The organism is Streptomyces sp. NPDC047000 (assembly GCF_040644295.1).
In the GTDB taxonomy this organism is placed as follows: domain Bacteria; phylum Actinomycetota; class Actinomycetes; order Streptomycetales; family Streptomycetaceae; genus Streptomyces.
In genome coordinates this window covers 40,063-57,667 of the sequence record NZ_JBEYWE010000035.1, presented here as the reverse complement: position 1 = coordinate 57,667, position 17,605 = coordinate 40,063, and the positions used below count along the sequence as shown (strand labels likewise).

The 17,605-nt window shown below is 74.1% G+C and carries 17 protein-coding genes and 1 pseudogene; 4 read left to right on the top strand and 14 right to left on the bottom strand.

Features of this window, described 5'->3' with window-relative positions:
- Window positions 1–172: 172 nt before the first annotated feature.
- The 3 genes from tgmA (at window position 173) to ABZ862_RS34345 (ending at window position 2,357) form a co-directional block, all read left to right on the top strand.
- Entirely contained in the window at window positions 173–364 is a 192-nt protein-coding gene (gene tgmA / locus ABZ862_RS34355; protein ID WP_360967108.1) for a putative ATP-grasp-modified RiPP, read from the top strand.
- Window positions 365–378: 14 nt separating this feature from the next.
- The gene (gene tgmB, locus ABZ862_RS34350; RefSeq protein WP_360967105.1) at window positions 379–1,377 is read left to right on the top strand and encodes an ATP-grasp ribosomal peptide maturase; all 999 of its coding nucleotides are present in this window, start codon (window positions 379–381) and stop codon (window positions 1,375–1,377) included.
- Window positions 1,378–1,469: 92 nt separating this feature from the next.
- Window positions 1,470–2,357 (top strand): Gfo/Idh/MocA family oxidoreductase, encoded by an 888-nt coding sequence (locus ABZ862_RS34345; RefSeq protein ID WP_360967103.1) that lies wholly within the window; start codon window positions 1,470–1,472, stop codon window positions 2,355–2,357.
- 66 nt (window positions 2,358–2,423) lie between these two features.
- Here the strand turns inward: ABZ862_RS34345 and ABZ862_RS34340 are convergent, their stop codons facing one another.
- Window positions 2,424–2,864 (bottom strand): Lrp/AsnC family transcriptional regulator, encoded by a 441-nt coding sequence (locus ABZ862_RS34340; RefSeq protein WP_360967101.1) that lies wholly within the window; start codon window positions 2,862–2,864, stop codon window positions 2,424–2,426.
- A 61-nt stretch (window positions 2,865–2,925) separates the two neighbouring features.
- Window positions 2,926–4,275 carry a transaminase gene (locus ABZ862_RS34335; RefSeq protein WP_360967098.1) on the bottom strand — a complete coding sequence of 450 codons (1,350 nt, stop codon included), beginning with the start codon at window positions 4,273–4,275 and terminating at the stop codon, window positions 2,926–2,928.
- A gap of 351 nt (window positions 4,276–4,626) precedes the next feature.
- Between ABZ862_RS34335 and ABZ862_RS34330 the strand changes: the two genes are divergently transcribed.
- Window positions 4,627–5,094: a hypothetical protein gene (locus ABZ862_RS34330; protein WP_360967095.1), complete on the top strand. Its 468-nt coding sequence runs from the start codon at window positions 4,627–4,629 to the stop codon at window positions 5,092–5,094.
- A 49-nt stretch (window positions 5,095–5,143) separates the two neighbouring features.
- Here ABZ862_RS34330 and hypE read toward each other — a convergent pair whose 3' ends face one another.
- From hypE to ABZ862_RS34270, 12 genes and pseudogenes are all read right to left on the bottom strand, one after another.
- On the bottom strand, window positions 5,144–6,244 hold the full coding sequence (hypE, locus tag ABZ862_RS34325) for a hydrogenase expression/formation protein HypE (RefSeq protein ID WP_360967167.1): 1,101 nt from the start codon (window positions 6,242–6,244) through the stop codon (window positions 5,144–5,146).
- A 25-nt stretch (window positions 6,245–6,269) separates the two neighbouring features.
- Window positions 6,270–7,412 (bottom strand): hydrogenase formation protein HypD, encoded by a 1,143-nt coding sequence (gene hypD, locus ABZ862_RS34320; protein ID WP_360967093.1) that lies wholly within the window; start codon window positions 7,410–7,412, stop codon window positions 6,270–6,272.
- On the bottom strand, window positions 7,409–7,726 hold the full coding sequence (locus tag ABZ862_RS34315; RefSeq protein WP_360967090.1) for a HypC/HybG/HupF family hydrogenase formation chaperone: 318 nt from the start codon (window positions 7,724–7,726) through the stop codon (window positions 7,409–7,411). Before ABZ862_RS34315 ends, hypD begins: the two co-directional genes overlap by 4 nt.
- A 40-nt stretch (window positions 7,727–7,766) precedes the next feature.
- Window positions 7,767–10,169, bottom strand: a complete 2,403-nt coding sequence (gene hypF / locus ABZ862_RS34310; protein ID WP_360967088.1) for a carbamoyltransferase HypF — start codon at window positions 10,167–10,169, stop codon at window positions 7,767–7,769.
- A complete protein-coding gene (gene hypB / locus ABZ862_RS34305; RefSeq protein ID WP_360967085.1) occupies window positions 10,166–10,942 on the bottom strand; it encodes a hydrogenase nickel incorporation protein HypB in 777 nt (258 codons plus the stop codon). The genes hypF and hypB overlap by 4 nt, the downstream gene beginning before the upstream one ends.
- Before the next feature lie 150 nt (window positions 10,943–11,092).
- Window positions 11,093–11,434, bottom strand: a pseudogene (locus tag ABZ862_RS34300) (hydrogenase maturation nickel metallochaperone HypA); the annotation flags it as partial.
- Between the two features lie 370 nt (window positions 11,435–11,804).
- Window positions 11,805–12,362 (bottom strand): hydrogenase maturation protease, encoded by a 558-nt coding sequence (locus tag ABZ862_RS34295; RefSeq protein WP_360967082.1) that lies wholly within the window; start codon window positions 12,360–12,362, stop codon window positions 11,805–11,807.
- On the bottom strand, window positions 12,359–13,810 hold the full coding sequence (locus ABZ862_RS34290; protein ID WP_360967080.1) for a hypothetical protein: 1,452 nt from the start codon (window positions 13,808–13,810) through the stop codon (window positions 12,359–12,361). Before ABZ862_RS34290 ends, ABZ862_RS34295 begins: the two co-directional genes overlap by 4 nt.
- Complete coding sequence (locus ABZ862_RS34285; RefSeq protein WP_360967077.1) at window positions 13,807–14,514, bottom strand: DUF6084 family protein; 708 nt, start codon at window positions 14,512–14,514, stop codon at window positions 13,807–13,809. Before ABZ862_RS34285 ends, ABZ862_RS34290 begins: the two co-directional genes overlap by 4 nt.
- The gene (locus ABZ862_RS34280; protein ID WP_360967074.1) at window positions 14,511–15,170 is read right to left on the bottom strand and encodes a DUF5947 family protein; all 660 of its coding nucleotides are present in this window, start codon (window positions 15,168–15,170) and stop codon (window positions 14,511–14,513) included. The genes ABZ862_RS34285 and ABZ862_RS34280 overlap by 4 nt, the downstream gene beginning before the upstream one ends.
- Window positions 15,167–15,736 (bottom strand): hypothetical protein, encoded by a 570-nt coding sequence (locus tag ABZ862_RS34275; RefSeq protein WP_360967071.1) that lies wholly within the window; start codon window positions 15,734–15,736, stop codon window positions 15,167–15,169. Before ABZ862_RS34275 ends, ABZ862_RS34280 begins: the two co-directional genes overlap by 4 nt.
- Window positions 15,733–17,517 carry a nickel-dependent hydrogenase large subunit gene (locus ABZ862_RS34270; protein ID WP_360967068.1) on the bottom strand — a complete coding sequence of 595 codons (1,785 nt, stop codon included), beginning with the start codon at window positions 17,515–17,517 and terminating at the stop codon, window positions 15,733–15,735. Before ABZ862_RS34270 ends, ABZ862_RS34275 begins: the two co-directional genes overlap by 4 nt.
- Window positions 17,518–17,605 lie beyond the last annotated feature (88 nt).

The window sequence follows — 17,605 nt, the reverse complement described above, 5'->3', positions numbered from 1 at the left end:
CGGGAATTGCATCCTGCGCAAAGGTCCAGGTCCCGACATCGACTACGGAGAGTAAGGAAACCATTCACCCGTTCGATTCGTATAAGTCCACGGAAGCCGAAATCAGGCGGGTGAAATGGCGTCACGACACGAACCGTCCGCTTGGCGAGGCAGCACCGAACAGGGAGAGACGATGCAACCGTTTGCACTCAACTACGCGCGCCCAGCTGCACAGTTGGATGCCACCACTCCGTATTCTTATGACTCCGGACTGCAGTTGAACGTGCTCCCCGACGGGCGGTTCGCCGCCACCGACCACGCGACATTGCGGGCATGGGGGACCACGACCTCGACTGCGGGCTCCAAGACGCACTTTGACGACTGAGCACGGACCGCTACATGACCGTGCTCATCCTGACCTGTGAGGAGGATGTGACGGCCGACATGGTCGTCGTCCACCTCCACGAGACCGGCGTGCCCGTCGTCCGGCTCGATCCCGCCGACCTGACCCACGGTGTCGCCCTCTCGGGCGAGTTCGTGCACGGCGTCTCGCGAGGACACCTGTCCGTAGCGGGACGCCTGGTGAGCATGTCCGGTCTGCGTGCCGTCTGGGTGCGCAGACCGGGCACCCCGGCCGCCCGGGCGGCGCAGCCGTCCGAGTGGCTGACGGAGGAGTCCGCGCAGGCGCTCTACGGCCTGCTGCGCGGCACCGGCGCCCGCTGGATGAACCATCCGGACGCCGCCCGCCGGGCCCGTCACAAGCCCTGGCAGCTGGGGCTGGCGCAGCGCAGCGGACTCGCCGTGCCGGCCACCCTGATCACCACGTTCCCGCAGGCGGCGCGGGAGTTCGCACAGCGCTTCCCGGACCTGGTGGTCAAGCCGGTGTCCGGGGCGCATCCGCAGGAGCCGCCGCGGGCGGTGCCGACCAGCCGGGTCGCCCCGGACACGGACTTCGCGGCCGTGGCCTTCGGCCCGACGCTGCTGCAGCGGCGGGTCGCCAAGCGGGCGGACATCCGGCTCACCGCGGTGGGCGACCGGCTGCTGACCGCCCGCAAGGCGGTGGCCGACGACGCCGATCCGGAGGTGGTGGACGTCCGCTTCGCCGTCTCCACCGAGCCCTGGCGTCCCGTGGACGTGCCGCCACGGGTCGGCGCGGCGGTGCTCACCTATCTCCGGGAGGCGGAACTCGCCTACGGGGCGTTCGACTTCGCAGAGGACGGAGACGGTATCTGGTGGTTCCTGGAATGCAACCAGTCGGGCCAGTTCGGGTTCGTCGAGATGGACACGGGCCAGCCCATCGCGCGCAGCATCGCCGAGTGGCTGTCCGTGGACGGGACCGCGGACGGTTCCGGTCCCTCCGGCGCCCAGGTCGACGGCTCCTGCCGGACGTCCGGCTGACCCGGCCGGGTCCCGTCCGGGAGGGGCCGGCGTGCCACGATCACCAGGAGGACCGCACATGACGGAGACGGCGACCGAGGAGGACCGCGGACATGCGTATCGGACTGCTGGGAACGGGCCCGTGGGCCCGTCTGGTGCACGCCCCCGCCCTGGACGGACATCCCGGGGTGGAGTTCGCCGGGGTGTGGGGGCGGCGCCCGGAGGCCGCCGGACCGCTGGCCGAACGGTTCGGCGTACGGGCCTACGACTCGGCGGACGCGCTGATCTCCGAGGTGGACGCGGTGGCGGTGGCCCTGCCCCCGGACGTCCAGGCAGACCTCGCGGTCCGGGCGGCGCGGGCCGGCCGTCATCTGCTGCTGGACAAGCCGCTCGCGACGGGCGTACCGGGCGGACGGGCGGTCGCGGAGGCCGCGGAGGCGGCCGGGGTCGCCTCCGTGGTGTTCTTCACCACCCGCTTCCAGCGCCGACCGCGCGAGTGGATCCGCGAACAGGCCGCCGCGGGAGGCTGGTTCACCGCGCGGGCGCACTGGCTGGGGGCCGTGTTCAGCGGCGGCGACAGCCCCTTCGCCGCCTCGCCGTGGCGGCGTGCGAAGGGGCCGCTGTGGGACGTCGGCCCGCACGCCCTGTCCGTGCTGCTGCCGGTGCTCGGCGACGTCGTACGGGTGGCGGCCGCCGCGCGGGGCCCGCGCGACGCCGTGCACCTGATTCTGGAGCACTCCGGAGGCGCGACCGGCACCGTGACGCTCAGCCTCAGCGCCCCGCCCGCGGCGGCGGGGGCAGGGGTGGAACTGCGCGGTGAGCCGGGCGTGGCCGTGCTGCCGGAGGGTACGGAGGACGGCCCGGCGGCGTTCACAGCGGCCGTGGACGACCTGCTCGGCGCCGCCCGCACGGGCGAGCGGCACCCGTGCGACGCGCGGTTCGCCCTGCGGGTGACGCAGATCCTGGCGGAGGCCGAGACCCTGCTGCCGGCCACGGGCTGACCGCCCGTCCGGCACACCGCCGGACGGGCCGGCCACCGGCACCGTCCCCCGGTGCGGGGCCGTCCGTCAGCCCACGTCCCACAGGAACCGGTGGGTGTGGATGGCGAAGTAGGGGAACGACTGCACCTGTCGCACGCCCTCCACGGGCCGTACGACGTCGTTGACGAAGTCCAGCAGATCCCTGGGACCGGGGGTGACGACCTCGGCGAACAGGTCGAAGCCGCCGGACGTCAGCACCGAGTAGACGACCTCGGGGCGGGCGGCGAGTTCGTCGGCGACGGCGCGCGGGTCGCCGTCCACGGTGATGCCGAGCAGCGCCATGGCCTGGCCGCCCATGGCCATCGGGTCGGTGACGCCGACCACCTGGACGGCCCTGGAGTCCAGCAGGCGCTGGAGCCGCTGGCGGGCGGCGGAGGCCGACAGGCCGACTCTGGGCCCAAGGTCGGCGTACGCGATACGTCCGTCGGTCTGCAGTTCGCGCAGGATGGCCCGGTCGATCTCGTCCACGGTGCTGCGTCTCCCCTTCCGGCGGCTCCGGTTCACCTTATCCGTGGACCGAGGCCGTTGCTCAGCCGGTGAGTTCGGCGAGGGCGGCGGCGAACAGACCGGTGTGGGTGTCGACGTCCTGCTCGGTGGTGTCGGGGCACATCAGCGCCATGTTGTGGAACGGGGTGAGCAGGATGCCCCGGTTGGCGAGGTAGAGGTGCAGGAAGTCCTCCAGCTCGGTGTCGCCGGCCGCGGCGGACGCGGTGCCGGTGCGCGGCGCCGGGTCGGTGAAGCGGTACTCGGTGCGGGCACCGAGGCGGCTGACCGACCAGGGCAGCGCGTGGGCGGCGATCCCGGCGCGCACCCCGGTGTCGAAGCGCTCGGACAGCTTCGCCATACGGGCGAACGCCTCGTCGGTGAGGACCTGTTCGAGGGTGACGCGCATCGCGGCGACGGACAGCGCGTTGCCCGCGAGGGTGCCGCCGACGCCGCCCATGTCGACGAGGTCGAGGTCGTCGCGGGCCAGCAGCCGGTCGGCCAGTGCGGCGGACAGGCCGTAGGCACCGGCCGGGATGCCGCCGCCGACGGCCTTGCCGATGGTGAGCATGTCGGGCTCCAGGTCCCAGGCGGCGGTACAGCCGCCGGGGCCCGCGGAGAAGGTGTGCGTCTCGTCGTTGATGAGCAGCGTGCCGTGCCGGCGGGTCAGTTCGCGGACGCCGTCCAGGTAACCGGGTTCGGGCAGCACGATGCCGATGTTGGTGAGCGCGGGTTCCATCAGGACGGCGGCCACGTCGCCGTGCGCGAGTTCGCGCTCCAGCCCGTCGAGGTCGTTGAACTCGGCGACGCGGCTGGTGAGCGTCACGTCGCAGGGGGCGCCGACGTTCCCGGGGCGTGCGGCGCCGTTGCCGTCGGGGCCCACGACGATCAGCGACTCGTCCACGCTTCCGTGGTAGCTGTAGCTGTTGACGAGGATCTTGGAACGGCCGGTGACGGCGCGGGCGAGCCGGACGGCCCACCGGTTGGCGTCGGTCGCGGTGAGCGAGAAGCTCCAGCGGGCGAGCCCGAAACGGCGGGTCAGTTCCGCGCCGACCACCTCGGCGTCCTCCGTCGGCAGCATGGCGGTGGCACCGCCCTGCCGGGTGAACCGCCGTTCGACCTCCGCCGCCACGGCGGCGGGCGAGTGCCCGGCCATGGCGCCGGTGTCGCCGAGGCAGAAGTCGATGTACTCATGGCCGTCGATGTCGGTGACCCGGGCGCCGCGGGCACCGTCCAGATAGCGGGGGAAGGCTCCGGCGGTCTTGTTCATCCAGGTCATCGGCACCCGCCCGAAGAGATGTCCGGCCCGCTCGTACGCGGCCCTGGAGCGGGGGTTGCGGCGCTCGGCGTCGGCGCTCTCGCGGGCCAGGAGCTGATGCAGTCGGGCACGGTCCATGGGGCACCTCGGGCAGGAAGGCGACGGAACGACGGAAGCGTACGGTCAAAAACGCGTACGCCACAAGCTTTGGCGATCGAATCAATCGCCTGCGCAATTGATTCGCGCGCGAACCGGGATCCGTGAGGGCGACCGCGCCGACCCGGCCGACCCCTCCCGTCAAAGGCACGGACGTTCGAAGTTCGAGCATTCCGGACCGAAACGCCAGGCCACGCCACCCCGGACGGCTCCATAGAATTATCTATCAGCACGCTTTTGCCGGGTCGGTGTGCGAACGCGCTTCATGTGCGTGTGTCGTCATGTCCTCCCGGTGCCGTCGGGACGGACGCACGACGATCACCGGAGCAGCACGTGACGAACATGATGTGGACGCAGGGCGTGGAGTGGCTGGCGGCCGCCGCGCCGGACCCCCGGGCCTGCAAACGGCAGTGGGACCAGGGCCATGGCATCGCCCTGCTGGAGGCCGGCCGCTTCTGGGACCTGCTGAGCGTCCCCGACCAGCTCGGGCTGCTCACGCTGGACCTGCTGTGGCGGCCCTCCCAGCCGGTGCCCGGGCCCACGCTGGTGGACACCGGGTCGCAGCGGGTCGGCTTCTTCCTGCCGCCCGACCCCGCCAGCCGCTGGATCGGCTCCGGGCTGCGCCACTCGGGGCGGGGGTCCTGGGTCGCCGTGCCGCCGCCGTACCGGCCGGGCCGGTTCCTGGAGTGGCTGATCCCGCCGGACGGCACGGGCAAGCTGCACGCGCCCACCGCGCTGGAGCTCGCGCTGCGGCAGGCCAACGGCACGCTGTCGGTGCTGGCGCCGCCCTGCGGCCGGTGACGCGGGGTGTCCGGCTCCGCCGGCGGACACCCCGCGCCGTGCGGCGGGTTCAGCAGATCCGCGGCAGCTGCTCCCCCAGCGGCATGTCGACCACCCGGGTGCCGCCGAGGCCGGTCCGGGCCACGACCATGCCGGGGTGGTCCGCCACCGCCTCGCCGACGATCCGCGCCTGCGCACCGAGCGGATGCGCGCGCATGGCCGCGAGGACGGCGTCGGCGTGCTCACGCGGCACGAACGCCACCAGTTTGCCCTCGTTGGCCACGTAGAACGGGTCGAGGCCGAGCATCGCGCAGGCACCCGCGACGGCGGGCGGGACCGGGACCGCGCGCTCGGTGATCACGACGCCGGTGCCCGACGCGCGGGCGATCTCGTTCAGCGAGGCCGCGAGGCCGCCGCGGGTGGGGTCGCGCAGCGCGTGCAGATCGGGCGTGACGGCGAGCATCGCCTCGACCAGGGAGCCCAGCGCGGCGCAGTCGCTCTCGATCTCCACCCCGAACTCGAGACCCTCACGCACACTCATGATCGCCACACCGTGCGCCCCGATCGCCCCGCTGACGATCACCACGTCGCCGGGCACGACCCGCTGCGGCCTGAGGTCGACCCCGGGCGGGACGAGTCCGATCCCGGCGGTGTTGAGGTAGATCCCGTCGCCGTGCCCGGCCTCCACGACCTTGGTGTCGCCGGTCGCCACCTCCACCCCGGCGGTCCGCGCGGCGGCGCCGAGTGCCTCGGCGACCCGGGAGACGGTCTCGGTCGCGACGCCCTCCTCCAGGATGAAGGCACAGGACAGATAGGCGGCCCGCGCCCCGCTCATGGCGAGGTCGTTGACGGTGCCGTTGACGGCGAGCTCGCCGATGCTGCCGCCAGGGAAGAACAGCGGCCGCACGACGAACGAGTCGGTGGAGAAGGCGAGCCGGGCGCCGCCGAGGGTCACCTGGGCCGCGTCGCCCAGCTGGGCGAGGGCGGGGCCGCCGTAGGCAGGGGCGAAGACGTGCTCGAGCAGTTCGGCGGAGAGCGTCCCGCCGCCGCCGTGGCCCATGACGATCCGGGGCTGGTCGCGCAGCGGGGCCGGGCAGGTCCAGCCGGTCACGTCGAGGACGTCGGCGCCGGAGCGGAGCCCGGTGCGGGTGGCGGTGGCGGCAGTGGGGATGGGGGTGGCAGTGGGGGTGCCGGTGTCAGGCAACGGGGCTCGCCTCCCGCGGAGTCGGGGCGGCCTGGGCGGCCGGGGCGGCGTCCAGGCGGCGGTAGAGGTAGTACGCGGCGCAGGCTCCCTCGCTGGAGACCATGGTGGCGCCGAGCGGGGTGCGCGGGGTGCAGCGGGTGCCGAACGCCTCGCACTCGTGCGGTTTGAGCAGGCCCTGCAACACCTCGCCGCTGCGGCACTCGGCCGGTTCACGGGTGCGGATCCCCTCGACGCGGAAGCGCGACTCGGCGTCGAAGTCCCGGTATGCCGCGGACAGCCGCCAGCCGCTGCCGGGGATCACGCCGATGCCCCGCCAGGCACGGTCGGTGACCTCGAAGACCTCCTCCAGCATGGCCCGGGCCGCCGGGTTGCCCCCGGCGGACACGGCCCTGGGGTAGGCGTTGTCGACGGTGTGCTCGCCGCGCTCCAGCTGGGTGACGGCGCGGCGTACGCCCTCGAGGATGTCCAGCGGTTCGAAGCCCGTGACGACGATCGGGACGCGGAACCGCTCGGCCAGGCCCGGGTACTCGCCGGTGCCCATCACCGTGCAGACGTGCCCGGCGGCGAGGAAGCCCTGCACCCGGCAGCTCGGCGAGCTCATGACCGCCTCGACGGCCGGGGGCACGCGGACGTGCGAGACGAGCAGGCTGAAGTTGCGGATGCCCAGCTTGCGGGCCTGATGGACGGTCATGGCGTTGGGCGGGGCGGTCGTCTCGAAGCCGATGCCGAAGAACACCACCTCACGGTCGGGGTTCTGGCGGGCGACGCGCAGCGCGTCGAGGGGCGAGTACACCACCCGTACGTCGCCGCCCGCGCCCCGCACCTGGAACAGGTCGCGTCCGGTGCCGGGGACGCGGAGCATGTCGCCGAAGGAGCAGAAGATCACCTCGGGACGGGAGGCGATCTCCAGCGCCTTGTCGATGACCTCCAGCGGGGTCACACAGACCGGGCAGCCCGGCCCATGGATCAACTCGACCTTTTCGGGCAGCAGTTGGTCGATGCCGTGCCGGATGATGGAGTGGGTCTGGCCGCCGCACACCTCCATCAGGGCCCACGGCCGGGTCACCGTGGCGTGGATCTCGTCGAGGAGCCGCCGTGCCAGCTCCGGGTCCTGGAACTCGTCGATGTACTTCACCGGTGCGCCTCCTCTCCGGGTGCGGGGGCGGGGTGCGCACTCTCCCCGCTGTGCGCGGCCGCCTCCCAGGGGTCACCGAACTCCTCCTGGAGCATGCCGAGTTCGGCGAACAGTTCCAGGGTGTGCCGGGCCGACTCCTCGTCCAGCCGCTGGAGTGCGAAGCCGACGTGCACGATGGCGTACTCGCCGACCTCCAGATCGGGCAGATACTCCAGGCACACCTCCTTGACGACACCGCCGAAGTCGACGGTGGCCATCCGGGTGCCGTCGCGATCGTTGATGTCCAGCACTCTTCCGGGTACCGCCAGGCACATGGGCCTCTCCTCGGTGTGTGTGGGGGGATGGGAGGACGGGTCACGGGGTCCCGGCGCGGGTGGCGCGGGCGGCCACCATCAGCTGGCCGAGGGCCAGTCCGCCGTCGCCGGGCGGGACGAGGCGGTGGCGCAGCACGGTGAAGCCGTCCGCCGTCAGGGCCGCCGAACAGGCGGTGAGCAGGACGGTGTTGAGGAACACCCCGCCGGTGAGGGCGACGGTGTCCGTGCCGTGCCGTTCGCGGGCCCGCCGGCAGAGGCGGTGGACGAGCCGGGCGACGGCCCGGTGGAAGCGGGCCGCCACGGTCTCCGGCGGCACTCCGCCGCGCAGGTCGCCGGCGATCTCCGCGAGCACCGGGCCGGGGTCGGCCCGCAGGGGCCCGTCCGCGGCGTCCGTACCGGTGCCGGGCTCCAGCAGGGCGAAGGTGTACGCCGTCCGGTCCCCGGCGGGGGCCCGCAGTGCGGCGGCCTCCAGTTCCATGGCCGCCTGGGCCTCGTACCCGGCGCGGTGGCACACCCCCGCCAGGGACGCCACGGCGTCGAAGAGACGGCCCATGCTGGAGGTAGGGACGCAGTTCAGGTTCCGCGCCAGCTGCTTCTCCAGGAGCGGGAGTTCACCGGCCGGGCAGGCGCTGACGCAGGGCAGGTCGGCAAACCGGCCGAGCCCGGCGGCGCGCAGGTGGGCGACGGCCATGCGGTACGGCCGGTGCACCGCGGCGTCCCCGCCGGGCAGCGGGACGTAGGCGAGGTGGGCGAGGCGGGTGAAGCCGTCGTAGTCGGCGAGCAGGACCTCACCGCCCCAGACCGCGCCGTCGTCGCCGTAGCCGGTGCCGTCGAAGGCCACGCCGATCACCGGGCGGCTGCCGTCCAGACCGTTCTCCGCCATCACGGAGGCGACATGGGCGTGATGGTGCTGGACCCGGACCACGGGCCGTCCCCCGGCCGCACGGTCGGCCCAGCGGGCGGAGCGGTAGCCGGGGTGCCGGTCGGCGGCGAGCAGCCCGGGCCGGACGGGGGTGATGGACTCCAGCTGCTCCACGGCACGGGTGAAGGCGCGCTGGGTGGCCAGGTCGTCCATGTCGCCGATGTGGGCGGAGAGCCAGGCCCGGCGGCCCTCGCCGAGGCAGAAGGTGTTCTTCAGGTCGCCGCCGACCGCGAGGGCGGGACGGACCGGCACCGGCAGGTCGAGGGGCAGGGGCGCGTAGCCGCGGGCCCGGCGGACGACGAGGGGCTGCCCTTCGCAGACGCGCAGCACCGAGTCGTCGCAGGGGACATGGACCGGCCGGTCGTGGGTGAGCCAGGCGTCGGCGAGCGGCGCGAGCCGGTCCAGGGCCTCGGTGTCGTCGGTGACGATGGGTTCGCCGGAGACGTTGCCGCTGGTCATGACGAGCAGCCGGGGCCCCTCGGGATCGCCGGGCAGGCCGAGGAGCAGATGGTGCAGCGGGGTGTACGGCAGCATCACGCCGAGGTCGGGGCTGCCGGGCGCCACGGCGTCGGCCGGGACCGGGCCCGCGGGGGCGGCGTCGGTGCGGCGGCGCAGCAGCACGACGGGGCGGGCCGGACCGTGCAGCAGGGCGCGTTCCCCGGCGGTGAGCCGCACCAGGTGCGCGATGTCCTCGGCGCCGCGCGCCATGACCGCGAACGGTTTGCCGCCCCGCTCCTTGCGGCGGCGCAGCAGCCCGACGGCGCGGGGGTCGGTGGCGTCGCAGGCGAGGTGGTAGCCGCCGAGCCCCTTGACGGCGACGACGGCACCGGCGGCGAGCAGTTCCCGGGCGGCGGCGACCGGATCGGCGCCGGTGCCCGGGCCGACGACCGGCTCGGGCGGTCCGCAGGAGCGGCGTACGAGCAGCGTGAGGCGGGGCCCGCAGCCGGGGCAGGCGACGGGCTGGGCGTGGAAGCGCCGGTCGGTGGGGTCGGCGTACTCGCGTGCGCAGTCCGGGCACATCGGGAAGCGGGCCATGGTGGTCCGGGCGCGGTCGTAGGGCAGGCCGGTGACGATGGTGAACCGGGGCCCGCAGTGGGTGCAGTTGACGAAGGGGTGGCGGTACCGCCGGTCGGCCGGGTCGGCGAGTTCGCGCAGGCAGGCGGCGCAGGTCGCGGCGTCGGGCGGGACCAGGGTGCGGGCGGGTCCGGTGCCGTGGGAGGCGAGGATGGTGAACGCGGTGTCGCCGGTGACGGGCACCTCGTGGTGGTCGACGGTGTCGACGCGGGCCAGGGGCGGCGCGTCCGGCGCGATCCGGGCGCAGAACCGTTCGAGGTCGCCGGCCTCGCCCTCGACCTCGGCCACGACGCCGTCCGGGGTGTTGGTGACGTGTCCGGTCAGCCGGAGGGCGGTCGCCAGGGCGTGGACGTAGGGCCGGAAACCGACGCCCTGCACCACGCCCCGTACGACGACCCGGCGCCGCAGGGCCGCCGGGTGCGCGGCGGAGGCCGGCGGGGCGCTCACCGCTGGGCGGACGTCAGCCGGACCGCGGGACCGGGGTGTTCGTGCTCACGCGGGTCCTCGCGCGGATGTCCGTGGGTGTGCGGGGGCGGCGGGGCCATGACCGGGCGGTGCACGGGGCCGCCGCCGGCCGCGGCCTCGGCCCGCTCCAGGAGGGCGCCCAGGCCGGTGCCCGAGCGGACCGAGGTGAGCAGCACCTCGACACCGGGGTTGACCTGGTCGACGTGGGCGCGGAACGCGGCCTCGTCGAAGCCGGCGGCACGGGCGAGGTCGGTCTTGGTGACCACCACGAGGTGGGCGAGGCCGAACGCGGTCGGGTACTTCAGCGGTTTGTCCTCGCCCTCGGTGACGGACGCCAGGACGACGCGCAGGGTCTCCCCGAGGTCGTAGGAGGCGGGGCAGACGAGATTGCCGACGTTCTCCACGAACAGCAACCGGGTCGGCTCGGGCAGCCAGCCCTCCAGATGGCGGGCGAGCATCCCGGCCTCCAGGTGGCAGAGTCCGTCGGTGAGGATCTGTTTGACCGGGGCGCCGGAACGGGCCAGCCGGACGGCGTCGTTCTCGGTGGCGAGGTCGGCGGTGAGGGCGGCGACCGGCAGGGACCGTTCGCGGGCCAGGGCCAGCTCGTGCTCCAGCAGGGCGGTCTTGCCGCTGCCGGGGCTGGAGAGCAGGTTGACGACCGTGGTGCCCCGGCCGGCGAGGCGGACGCGCAGGGTGTGCGCGGTCTCGTCGTTGCGGGCGAGGACGGCCTGTCGCAGTTCGACTGCACGGCACATGGTTCAGCGCTCCTCGGCGATCGGTTCGCGGACGGCCGCGAGCGGCCCGCCGTCCGCACAGGGCACTTCGCGCGCCTCGCGGTCCGCGCGGGGCGCGCCGCCGTCCTCGCGGCACACCCCGCCGTCCTCGCAGGGCACCCCGCCCTGCTCCCAGCACACGCCGGTGACGCGCAGTTCGCGGCCGGACAGCAGTTCGCCGGCCGCGCCGCCGCAGCGGGGGCAGAGCAGGGCGGGTGGCATGCCGACGTCCCAGTCGTGGCCGCACGGGGCGCAGCGGGCCCGTCCCGGGACCGGCTCGGCGAGCAGTTCCGCGCCCTCCAGCAGGGTTCCGGCGCAGGCCAGTCCGAAGCAGAAGGACAGCGCGTCGGGTACCACCCCGGCGAGCCGGCCGACCTCGAGCCGGACGGTGCGTACGGCGGTGACGTCTCCGGCGCGGCGGGCCGCGTCCCGCACCTGCTCGACGACCTCCAGCGCGATGGACATCTCGTGCATCGGTGGTCTCCGTCCTGGCGGGAAGGCCGCGGTCGGGAAGCGGGGGCGGGGCGTTCGGGCGGGGCGTTCGGAGGTCCCCATTAGAGGCGCGGGGGCGGCGCCCGGCCGACCGGCGCGCCGTCCCGGGGCGCCCGCGTCCGCCGTTCGCCGCAACGCCGCAACGCCGCGACGATGCGGCGGACCGGCAGCCCGGCTGCGTACGGACGCACCGGTGCACGGCGGCGGGCGGCGGCGGGCAGGGGCGCGGCGGCCGGCCGGGGACGCGGGACGCTTCACATGCAGCGCATGCGCAGATAGCGCCGGATGTCCGGCAGGGACTGCAGGACCACGGCGGCCACCACGGCGGCCGCGAGGGCGGCGGCGATCTTCTTCATGCTGTTTCTCCTCGGCTCACGGCTCGACCGGCCAGGGGCCGGGGTGCGGGCTGCGCGGGCGGTTCCGCCAGCAGTTGCTCGATCAGCCGTACCGCGCGCGGTACGGCGTCGGACACGGGCGGGCTGAGCCCGATGCCCTCGTCGAGGACGGCCGGTTCGCAGCCGACGACCAGCGTGCGGCGCGGCGGCCGGGCCCCGGTGCTCGCGCAGAGGGTGCCGAGCAGGGCGAGCACCGCGTCGGGGGTCATCCGGTGACCGTCCGGCGGGGCCGGGGCGGCGGTGTCCTCGGGCTCGATGACGTGCAGGGTGCCGGGTGCCGACCCGCGCCCGACGGCGTCGACGAGGATCACGGTGTCGTAGCCGTCGAGCAGTCGGTAGGCGAGGTGGACCCCGCGGACGCCGGTGTCGGCGGTCTCGGTGCGGGCGGGCAGCGGGCGGGCGGCCAGCGCGCGCACGGTCTCGACGCCGAAGCCGTCGTCGCCGAGGAAGATGTTGCCGATGCCCGCGACGAGGACCCGGCCGGGCGGCGGAGGGGACGGTGTCGGGGAAGTCATCCGGGTACCTCCGCGGGCGCGATCTCGTCGGTCCTGAAGTACAGGTAGCGGCCTTGTTCGCGGCGCAGGTCGGCGCCCGGGTCGCCGTCCACGACGACCGCGAGGTGCACGGCGCCGTCGACGTCGTGCAGGACGGCCTCGACGGTGGCGGTGCGTCCGTGCAGGAACAGGTCCTGGGCGTCGGTGCGGCGACGGCCCGGGCGCAGCACGACGCGGCTGCCCGCGCCGACGCGCCGGCCGTCGACGACCGTGTGGTCGCGGGCCGGGTCGAACCCGGCGTCGGCCGCCGGGTCCCACCAGGGGGTGTCGGGCCGTACGACGCCGTGCTCGTCGGGAAAGGCGTCCGCGGCGTCCGCCCCGGCCGCCTCACGCGTCCGGCCGTCCGTGGCCCCGTGGGTCGGCTCGCGCAGGCCGCGCACCGCGCCGTGCAGGCGTTCCAGCACTTCGGCGGGCATCGAGTCGGCGAGGTCGATGACGGCGGCGGCCCGTGCGTCGGTGCCGCGTGCCTCACGCTTCTCCTCGTCGGTGAGGGCCGCGGTGCGGAGGGCGAGGATCTCGTCGATCTCGGTGGCGTCGTAGAGGACGCCGGGGCTCTCGGGGGCGATGGCCGGGTGGTCCTCCAGGATGATCGGCGAGGACAGCACGACGTCCGCGCGGCCGGGTTCCGCGGCGAGGACCGGCCAGGTGTGCAGGTTGCGGCACCCGGAGACGGCGCCCCTGGCCCATTCGGGAGGATCGGTCATCGACAGGAACGATCCGCCGCTCAGCGCGAGCAGCAGGTGGGCGCCCGCGAGGGAGCGGGTGAGGGCGGTGTCCCGGTGGGCGGGGTCCGGGCCGGGCGGGGTCCAGGCGCTGGTGTTCTCGGCGGTCGCGGTCAGCCGCAGCACCCGGCAGGGGCCGTCGAGTTCGCGCGCGGACAGCCGCAGCACGCCGCCGAGGTCCTCGTGGCGGCGCAGCAGACGGCCCACGACCGTTCCGGCCGCGTCACGCACGAGTTCGGTCTCCTCGCCGGCCGGCCGGCGGAAGGGGATCACGGTCTCCCGGCCGAGGAGCGCGTCCACCGGTGCGGTGGTCTCGACGCGGTCCTCCACCCCCTCGTCCCACGGCACCAGCACCCGGTCCGGCAGCCGCAGTTCGGGAACGGTCTCGAACTCACCCGTCCCGCGGACCCGTTGCACGGTGCGGCGGCGGGTGCGCAGGAAGCGCAGCTCGACGGCGAGTTCGGCGCCCGCCCCCGGTTCCAGGAGGCATTCGGTGCGCTGGAAGGTGTGTTCGGCGTGCTCGGCTCCCCAGGCGGGCGGCACGAGCACGCCGAACTGCCAGCGCAGCCGGTTCTTGGCGGCGGAGGCGCGGTAGGGGTAGAGGACGTAGCCCTCGAAGAGGACGGTGTCGGCGACCTGGCGGGCCCGGTCGAGGCGGGCCGCGACGGGCGGGGCGGGCGCGCTCACGGGGCGGTCCTTCCGGTCGCGGGGACGGCCGTGGGGACGGCTGCTTCGCCGCCGTCCGCGAGGAGCCGGGCCACGGTCGCCTCCCAGGAGGTCAGGGCGCGGCGGGAGCGGTAGGCGAGGAGGGCGTCCAGGGTGGCGCGGGGCAGCCGGAGCCAGCCGCAGCCGGGGAAGTGCTGCTCGACCATCTCCCGCCAGGTCCCGACGGGCATCCGGCAGGTCGCCTCGCGGTCCCAGGGCACGGGTTCGACCCGGTAACCGGCCGGGCCGGTGAAGGCGGTGCCGGAGAACAGCATCAGCAGGGGCACCTCGCCGCCGTCGAGGGCGTCGGCGTAGCGGGTGGCGGCGATGTCCATGTCGTAGGTGCACGGCACGACGAGGTCGGCCTCGGTCTCGCCGGTGAAGCCGGTGACCATGAGCGGGACGTCGGCGAAGCGGACCGGCTGGAGGGTGCTGCCCCACCGGGAGCGTTCGCCGAACAGGTCGGTGAGCGCGGCGGTCTCGGGGCCGTCGTAGCCGCGCCGGGCGGGCTCGATGCGCAACTGGCAGCGCAGGGCCAGGGCGTGGACGCGGACGGGCACGGGTGCGGCGTCACCGGAGTCGCCGGAGTCGCCGGTCGCGGTGATGCGCAGCCGGAAGACCAGGGTGGGTCCGGCGGCGTAGCGGTCGGCGTGCACGCCGGTGCAGGCGAAGGTGAACTCCGTCATCCGGCGGGCTCCTTGTCGTTCTCGTGCGGGCCGGGCAGCGGCCGGGCCCGTTCGGCGGCCCGGGTGAAGAAGGCGTCCAGGGCCGCGCGCGCCTCGGCTCCGCCGTCGAAGCCTCGCCACGACTGCCGCATCCGGCCGACGAGTTCGTAGCAGACGTCGATCGGGACGAGATGGCAGGTGCAGCCGTCGGGGGTGCGGCGCAGCAGCAGCGCCTCGACGTCGGGCCGGAGGAGCCCGGCGAGCCGGCTGCCGCCGAGGGCGGCGGCCCAGGTGGCGGGGTCGAGTTCGCTCTCGGTGGCCCCGGCCGGGCTGGGGTACAGGGCCACGAGGCGGTCGAGTTCGGTGTTGCGGAGGAAGAAGGCGACCCCGACGGGGATGCGCAGGGCGTCCCAGGCGCGGTCGTCGAGCCGGTGGTGCGGGTCGGTGAGCCAGCGGTCGGGTACCGCCCGGAAGCGGCCCGCGTCGGCGCCGGGCGAGGCCAGCGGCATGAAGCAGTCGGGGCAGGCGCACACCAGGGCGCGGCGCGGGGTGTCCACGAGGTGCCGGTGCCGGGCGGCGTCGACGGGCGCCGCGCACAGCCCGCACCGTTCGGGCCTCGGCGGCCGGCCGCCGAGGAAGCGGCGCAGCCCGGCCGGCGGGGCGCAGGGCGCCGTCATCCGCGGGTCCCGATCTGGAGGAGGACCGGCTCGCGCGGGTCGTCGTCCTGCCGTACCAGGACGGTGGTGACCTCGGGGGCGAAGCAGGCGAGCGCGTCCTCGGCGGCCCGGCGGGCGGCGTCGGTGCCGCCGGAGCAGCCGCAGCCGGTGCGGGGGGCGGCCCGCAGCCGCAGGGTCCCGTTCGCCTCGTCGTACCCGTCCGGGGTCAGTTCGTGGTCGCGTACGGTCGCCAGGGCGCGGGCGATGCGGGCGGTGACGTCCTCGGGGTGCAGGTCGTGCAGGACGAGGAGGCCCGCGACGAGTCCGTCGCCCAGCAGGGCGTCCGCCGGGCCGCCCGGGGGCAGCAGTTCGAGGATGCGGGCGAGTCCGGCGCCGTAGAACTCCATGAGGGAGCGCACCAGTTCCTCGGCGGCCTCGCCGGCGGCCGGGTCGGACCGCTCGGCGAGCCGGGTGAGCACCTCGTCGACACGGCGTCCGGCGGCCTCGGCGTCGTGCACGGCGGGGCCGGGCGGGGCGGCGGGGGCGGCGCGTCCGGCGGAGGCGTCGGGGACGGCCGGGGCGCTCATCCGCCCAGTCCGCTCAGGCCGGTCGGCACGTGCAGGGTCTGCACGGTCTTCCCGCCGCCGACGTACATGTGCACGCCGCAGGGCAGACAGGGGTCGAAGCTGCGCACGGCGCGCATGATGTCGATGCCCTTGAAGTTCTCCGGCGGGTTCTCCTCGAAGATGGGCGTGTTCTGCACGGCGTCCTCGTACGGGCCGGGGGTGCCGTAGGAGTCGCGGACGCTGGCGTTCCAGGGGGTGGGCGGGTAGGGGTGGTAGTTGGCGATCTTGCCGTCGCGGATGACGAGGTGGTGCGAGAGCACGCCGCGCACCGCCTCGGTGAACCCGACGCCGAGGCCCTCGTCGGGGACCTCGAACCTCTCCCAGGTCCGGGTGCGTCCGGCGCGCACCTCGGTGAGGGCCTGCTCGGCGAAGTGCAGGGCGAGGGCGGCGGTGTAGGCCTGGAAGTAGGTGCGGGCACGGTTGCGTTCGAGGGCGTTGCTCCAGCGCGGGATCTTCCACTCGTAGCTCGCCTCGGGGCGGGTCATGGTGCGCGGCAGGTTGATCTGCACGCTGTGGCCGGTGGCCTTGACGCCGCCGGTGTCGACGAGTCCGGCGAGCGCGGTGGTCCACAGCCGGGCGAGGGGGCCGCCGCCGGTGTCGAGGGCGAGGTGGTCCGTGCCGTCGAACCAGCGGGGCGACATGACCCAGCTGTACTTGTCGTCGAAGTTCCGCTTCTGCGGGGCGGGGATGGTGTGCTGGTTCCAGGGGTGGCGCGGGTCGACCGGGTTGCCGAGCGGGTCGCGGGTGACGAACTGCTCGCGGCCCTCCCAGTCGTCGTAGTAGGAGCTGCCCAGCAGGATGCGGATGCCGAGGTTGATCTCGGTGAGGTCGGTGGTGACGAGCTTGCCGTCCACGACGACACCGGGGGTGACGAACATCCTCCGTCCCCAGTCGGTCATGTTGGCGTAGGTGAAGTCGCAGTGCTCCGGGTCGTTGAGGGCGCCCCAGCAGCCGAGCAGGACACGGCGGCGGCCGACCTCCTCGTAGCCGGGCAGTGCCTCGTAGAAGAAGTCGAAGAGGTCGTCGTGGAGCGGGACGACGCGCTTCATGAACTCCACGTAGCGCATCAGGCGGCTGAGGTAGTCCGTGAACAGCTGCACGGTGGCGACGGTGCCGGTGCCGCCGGGGTAGAGCGTGGAGGGGTGCACATGGCGGCCCTCCATCAGGCAGAACATCTCCCGGGTGTAGCGGCTGACCTGGAGCGCCTCGCGGTAGAAGTCGCCTTCGAGGGGATTGAGGGAGCGCATGATGTCGGCGATGGTGCGGTAGCCGTGCTCGGCGGCGTGCGGGGCCTCGGTGCGTTCGGCGAGGGCGAGGACGCCGGGGTTGGTCTCCTTGACCATCTTCTCGCAGTAGTCGACCCCGACCAGGTTCTCCTGGAAGATGTTGTGGTCGAACATGTACTCGGCCGCCTCGCCGAGGTTGATGATCCACTCGCCGAGGTGCGGGGGCTTCACGCCGTACGCCATGTTCTGCGCGTACACCGAGCAGGTGGCGTGGTTGTCGCCGCAGATGCCGCAGATGCGGCTGGTGATGAAGTGGGCGTCGCGGGGGTCCTTGCCGCGCATGAAGACGCTGTAGCCGCGGAAGACCGACGAGGTGCTGTAGCACTCGGCGACCCGCTTCTGCTTGAAGTCGATCTTCGTGTGGATGCCCAGGCTGCCCACGATCCGGGTGATCGGGTCCCAGGACATCTCGACCAGGCCGGTGCCGTCGCCTGTCGCCTTCGTCGTCGGTGCCATCGTCTGTGTCGTGCCTTTCCTGGAACGGGATCGGTGCGGGTGCGGGTGCGGGCGGCCGCTGCGGATGCGGTCAGGCGGTGCGGGCGGT

What these genes read in the sequence shown, in the direction of transcription:
- tgmB (WP_360967105.1), top strand. Translation starts at nt 379, where the DNA reads ATGACCGTGCTCATCCTGACCTGTGAGGAGGATGTGACGGCCGACATG.
- ABZ862_RS34295 (WP_360967082.1), bottom strand. Translation starts at nt 12,362, where the DNA reads ATGACTTCCCCGACACCGTCCCCTCCGCCGCCCGGCCGGGTCCTCGTC.
- ABZ862_RS34315 (WP_360967090.1), bottom strand. Translation starts at nt 7,726, where the DNA reads ATGTGCCTGGCGGTACCCGGAAGAGTGCTGGACATCAACGATCGCGAC.
- ABZ862_RS34335 (WP_360967098.1), bottom strand. Translation starts at nt 4,275, where the DNA reads ATGGACCGTGCCCGACTGCATCAGCTCCTGGCCCGCGAGAGCGCCGAC.
- hypB (WP_360967085.1), bottom strand. Translation starts at nt 10,942, where the DNA reads ATGTGCCGTGCAGTCGAACTGCGACAGGCCGTCCTCGCCCGCAACGAC.
- tgmA (WP_360967108.1), top strand. Translation starts at nt 173, where the DNA reads ATGCAACCGTTTGCACTCAACTACGCGCGCCCAGCTGCACAGTTGGAT.
- ABZ862_RS34285 (WP_360967077.1), bottom strand. Translation starts at nt 14,514, where the DNA reads ATGACGGAGTTCACCTTCGCCTGCACCGGCGTGCACGCCGACCGCTAC.
- ABZ862_RS34275 (WP_360967071.1), bottom strand. Translation starts at nt 15,736, where the DNA reads ATGAGCGCCCCGGCCGTCCCCGACGCCTCCGCCGGACGCGCCGCCCCC.
- ABZ862_RS34280 (WP_360967074.1), bottom strand. Translation starts at nt 15,170, where the DNA reads ATGACGGCGCCCTGCGCCCCGCCGGCCGGGCTGCGCCGCTTCCTCGGC.
- ABZ862_RS34345 (WP_360967103.1), top strand. Translation starts at nt 1,470, where the DNA reads ATGCGTATCGGACTGCTGGGAACGGGCCCGTGGGCCCGTCTGGTGCAC.
- ABZ862_RS34270 (WP_360967068.1), bottom strand. Translation starts at nt 17,517, where the DNA reads ATGGCACCGACGACGAAGGCGACAGGCGACGGCACCGGCCTGGTCGAG.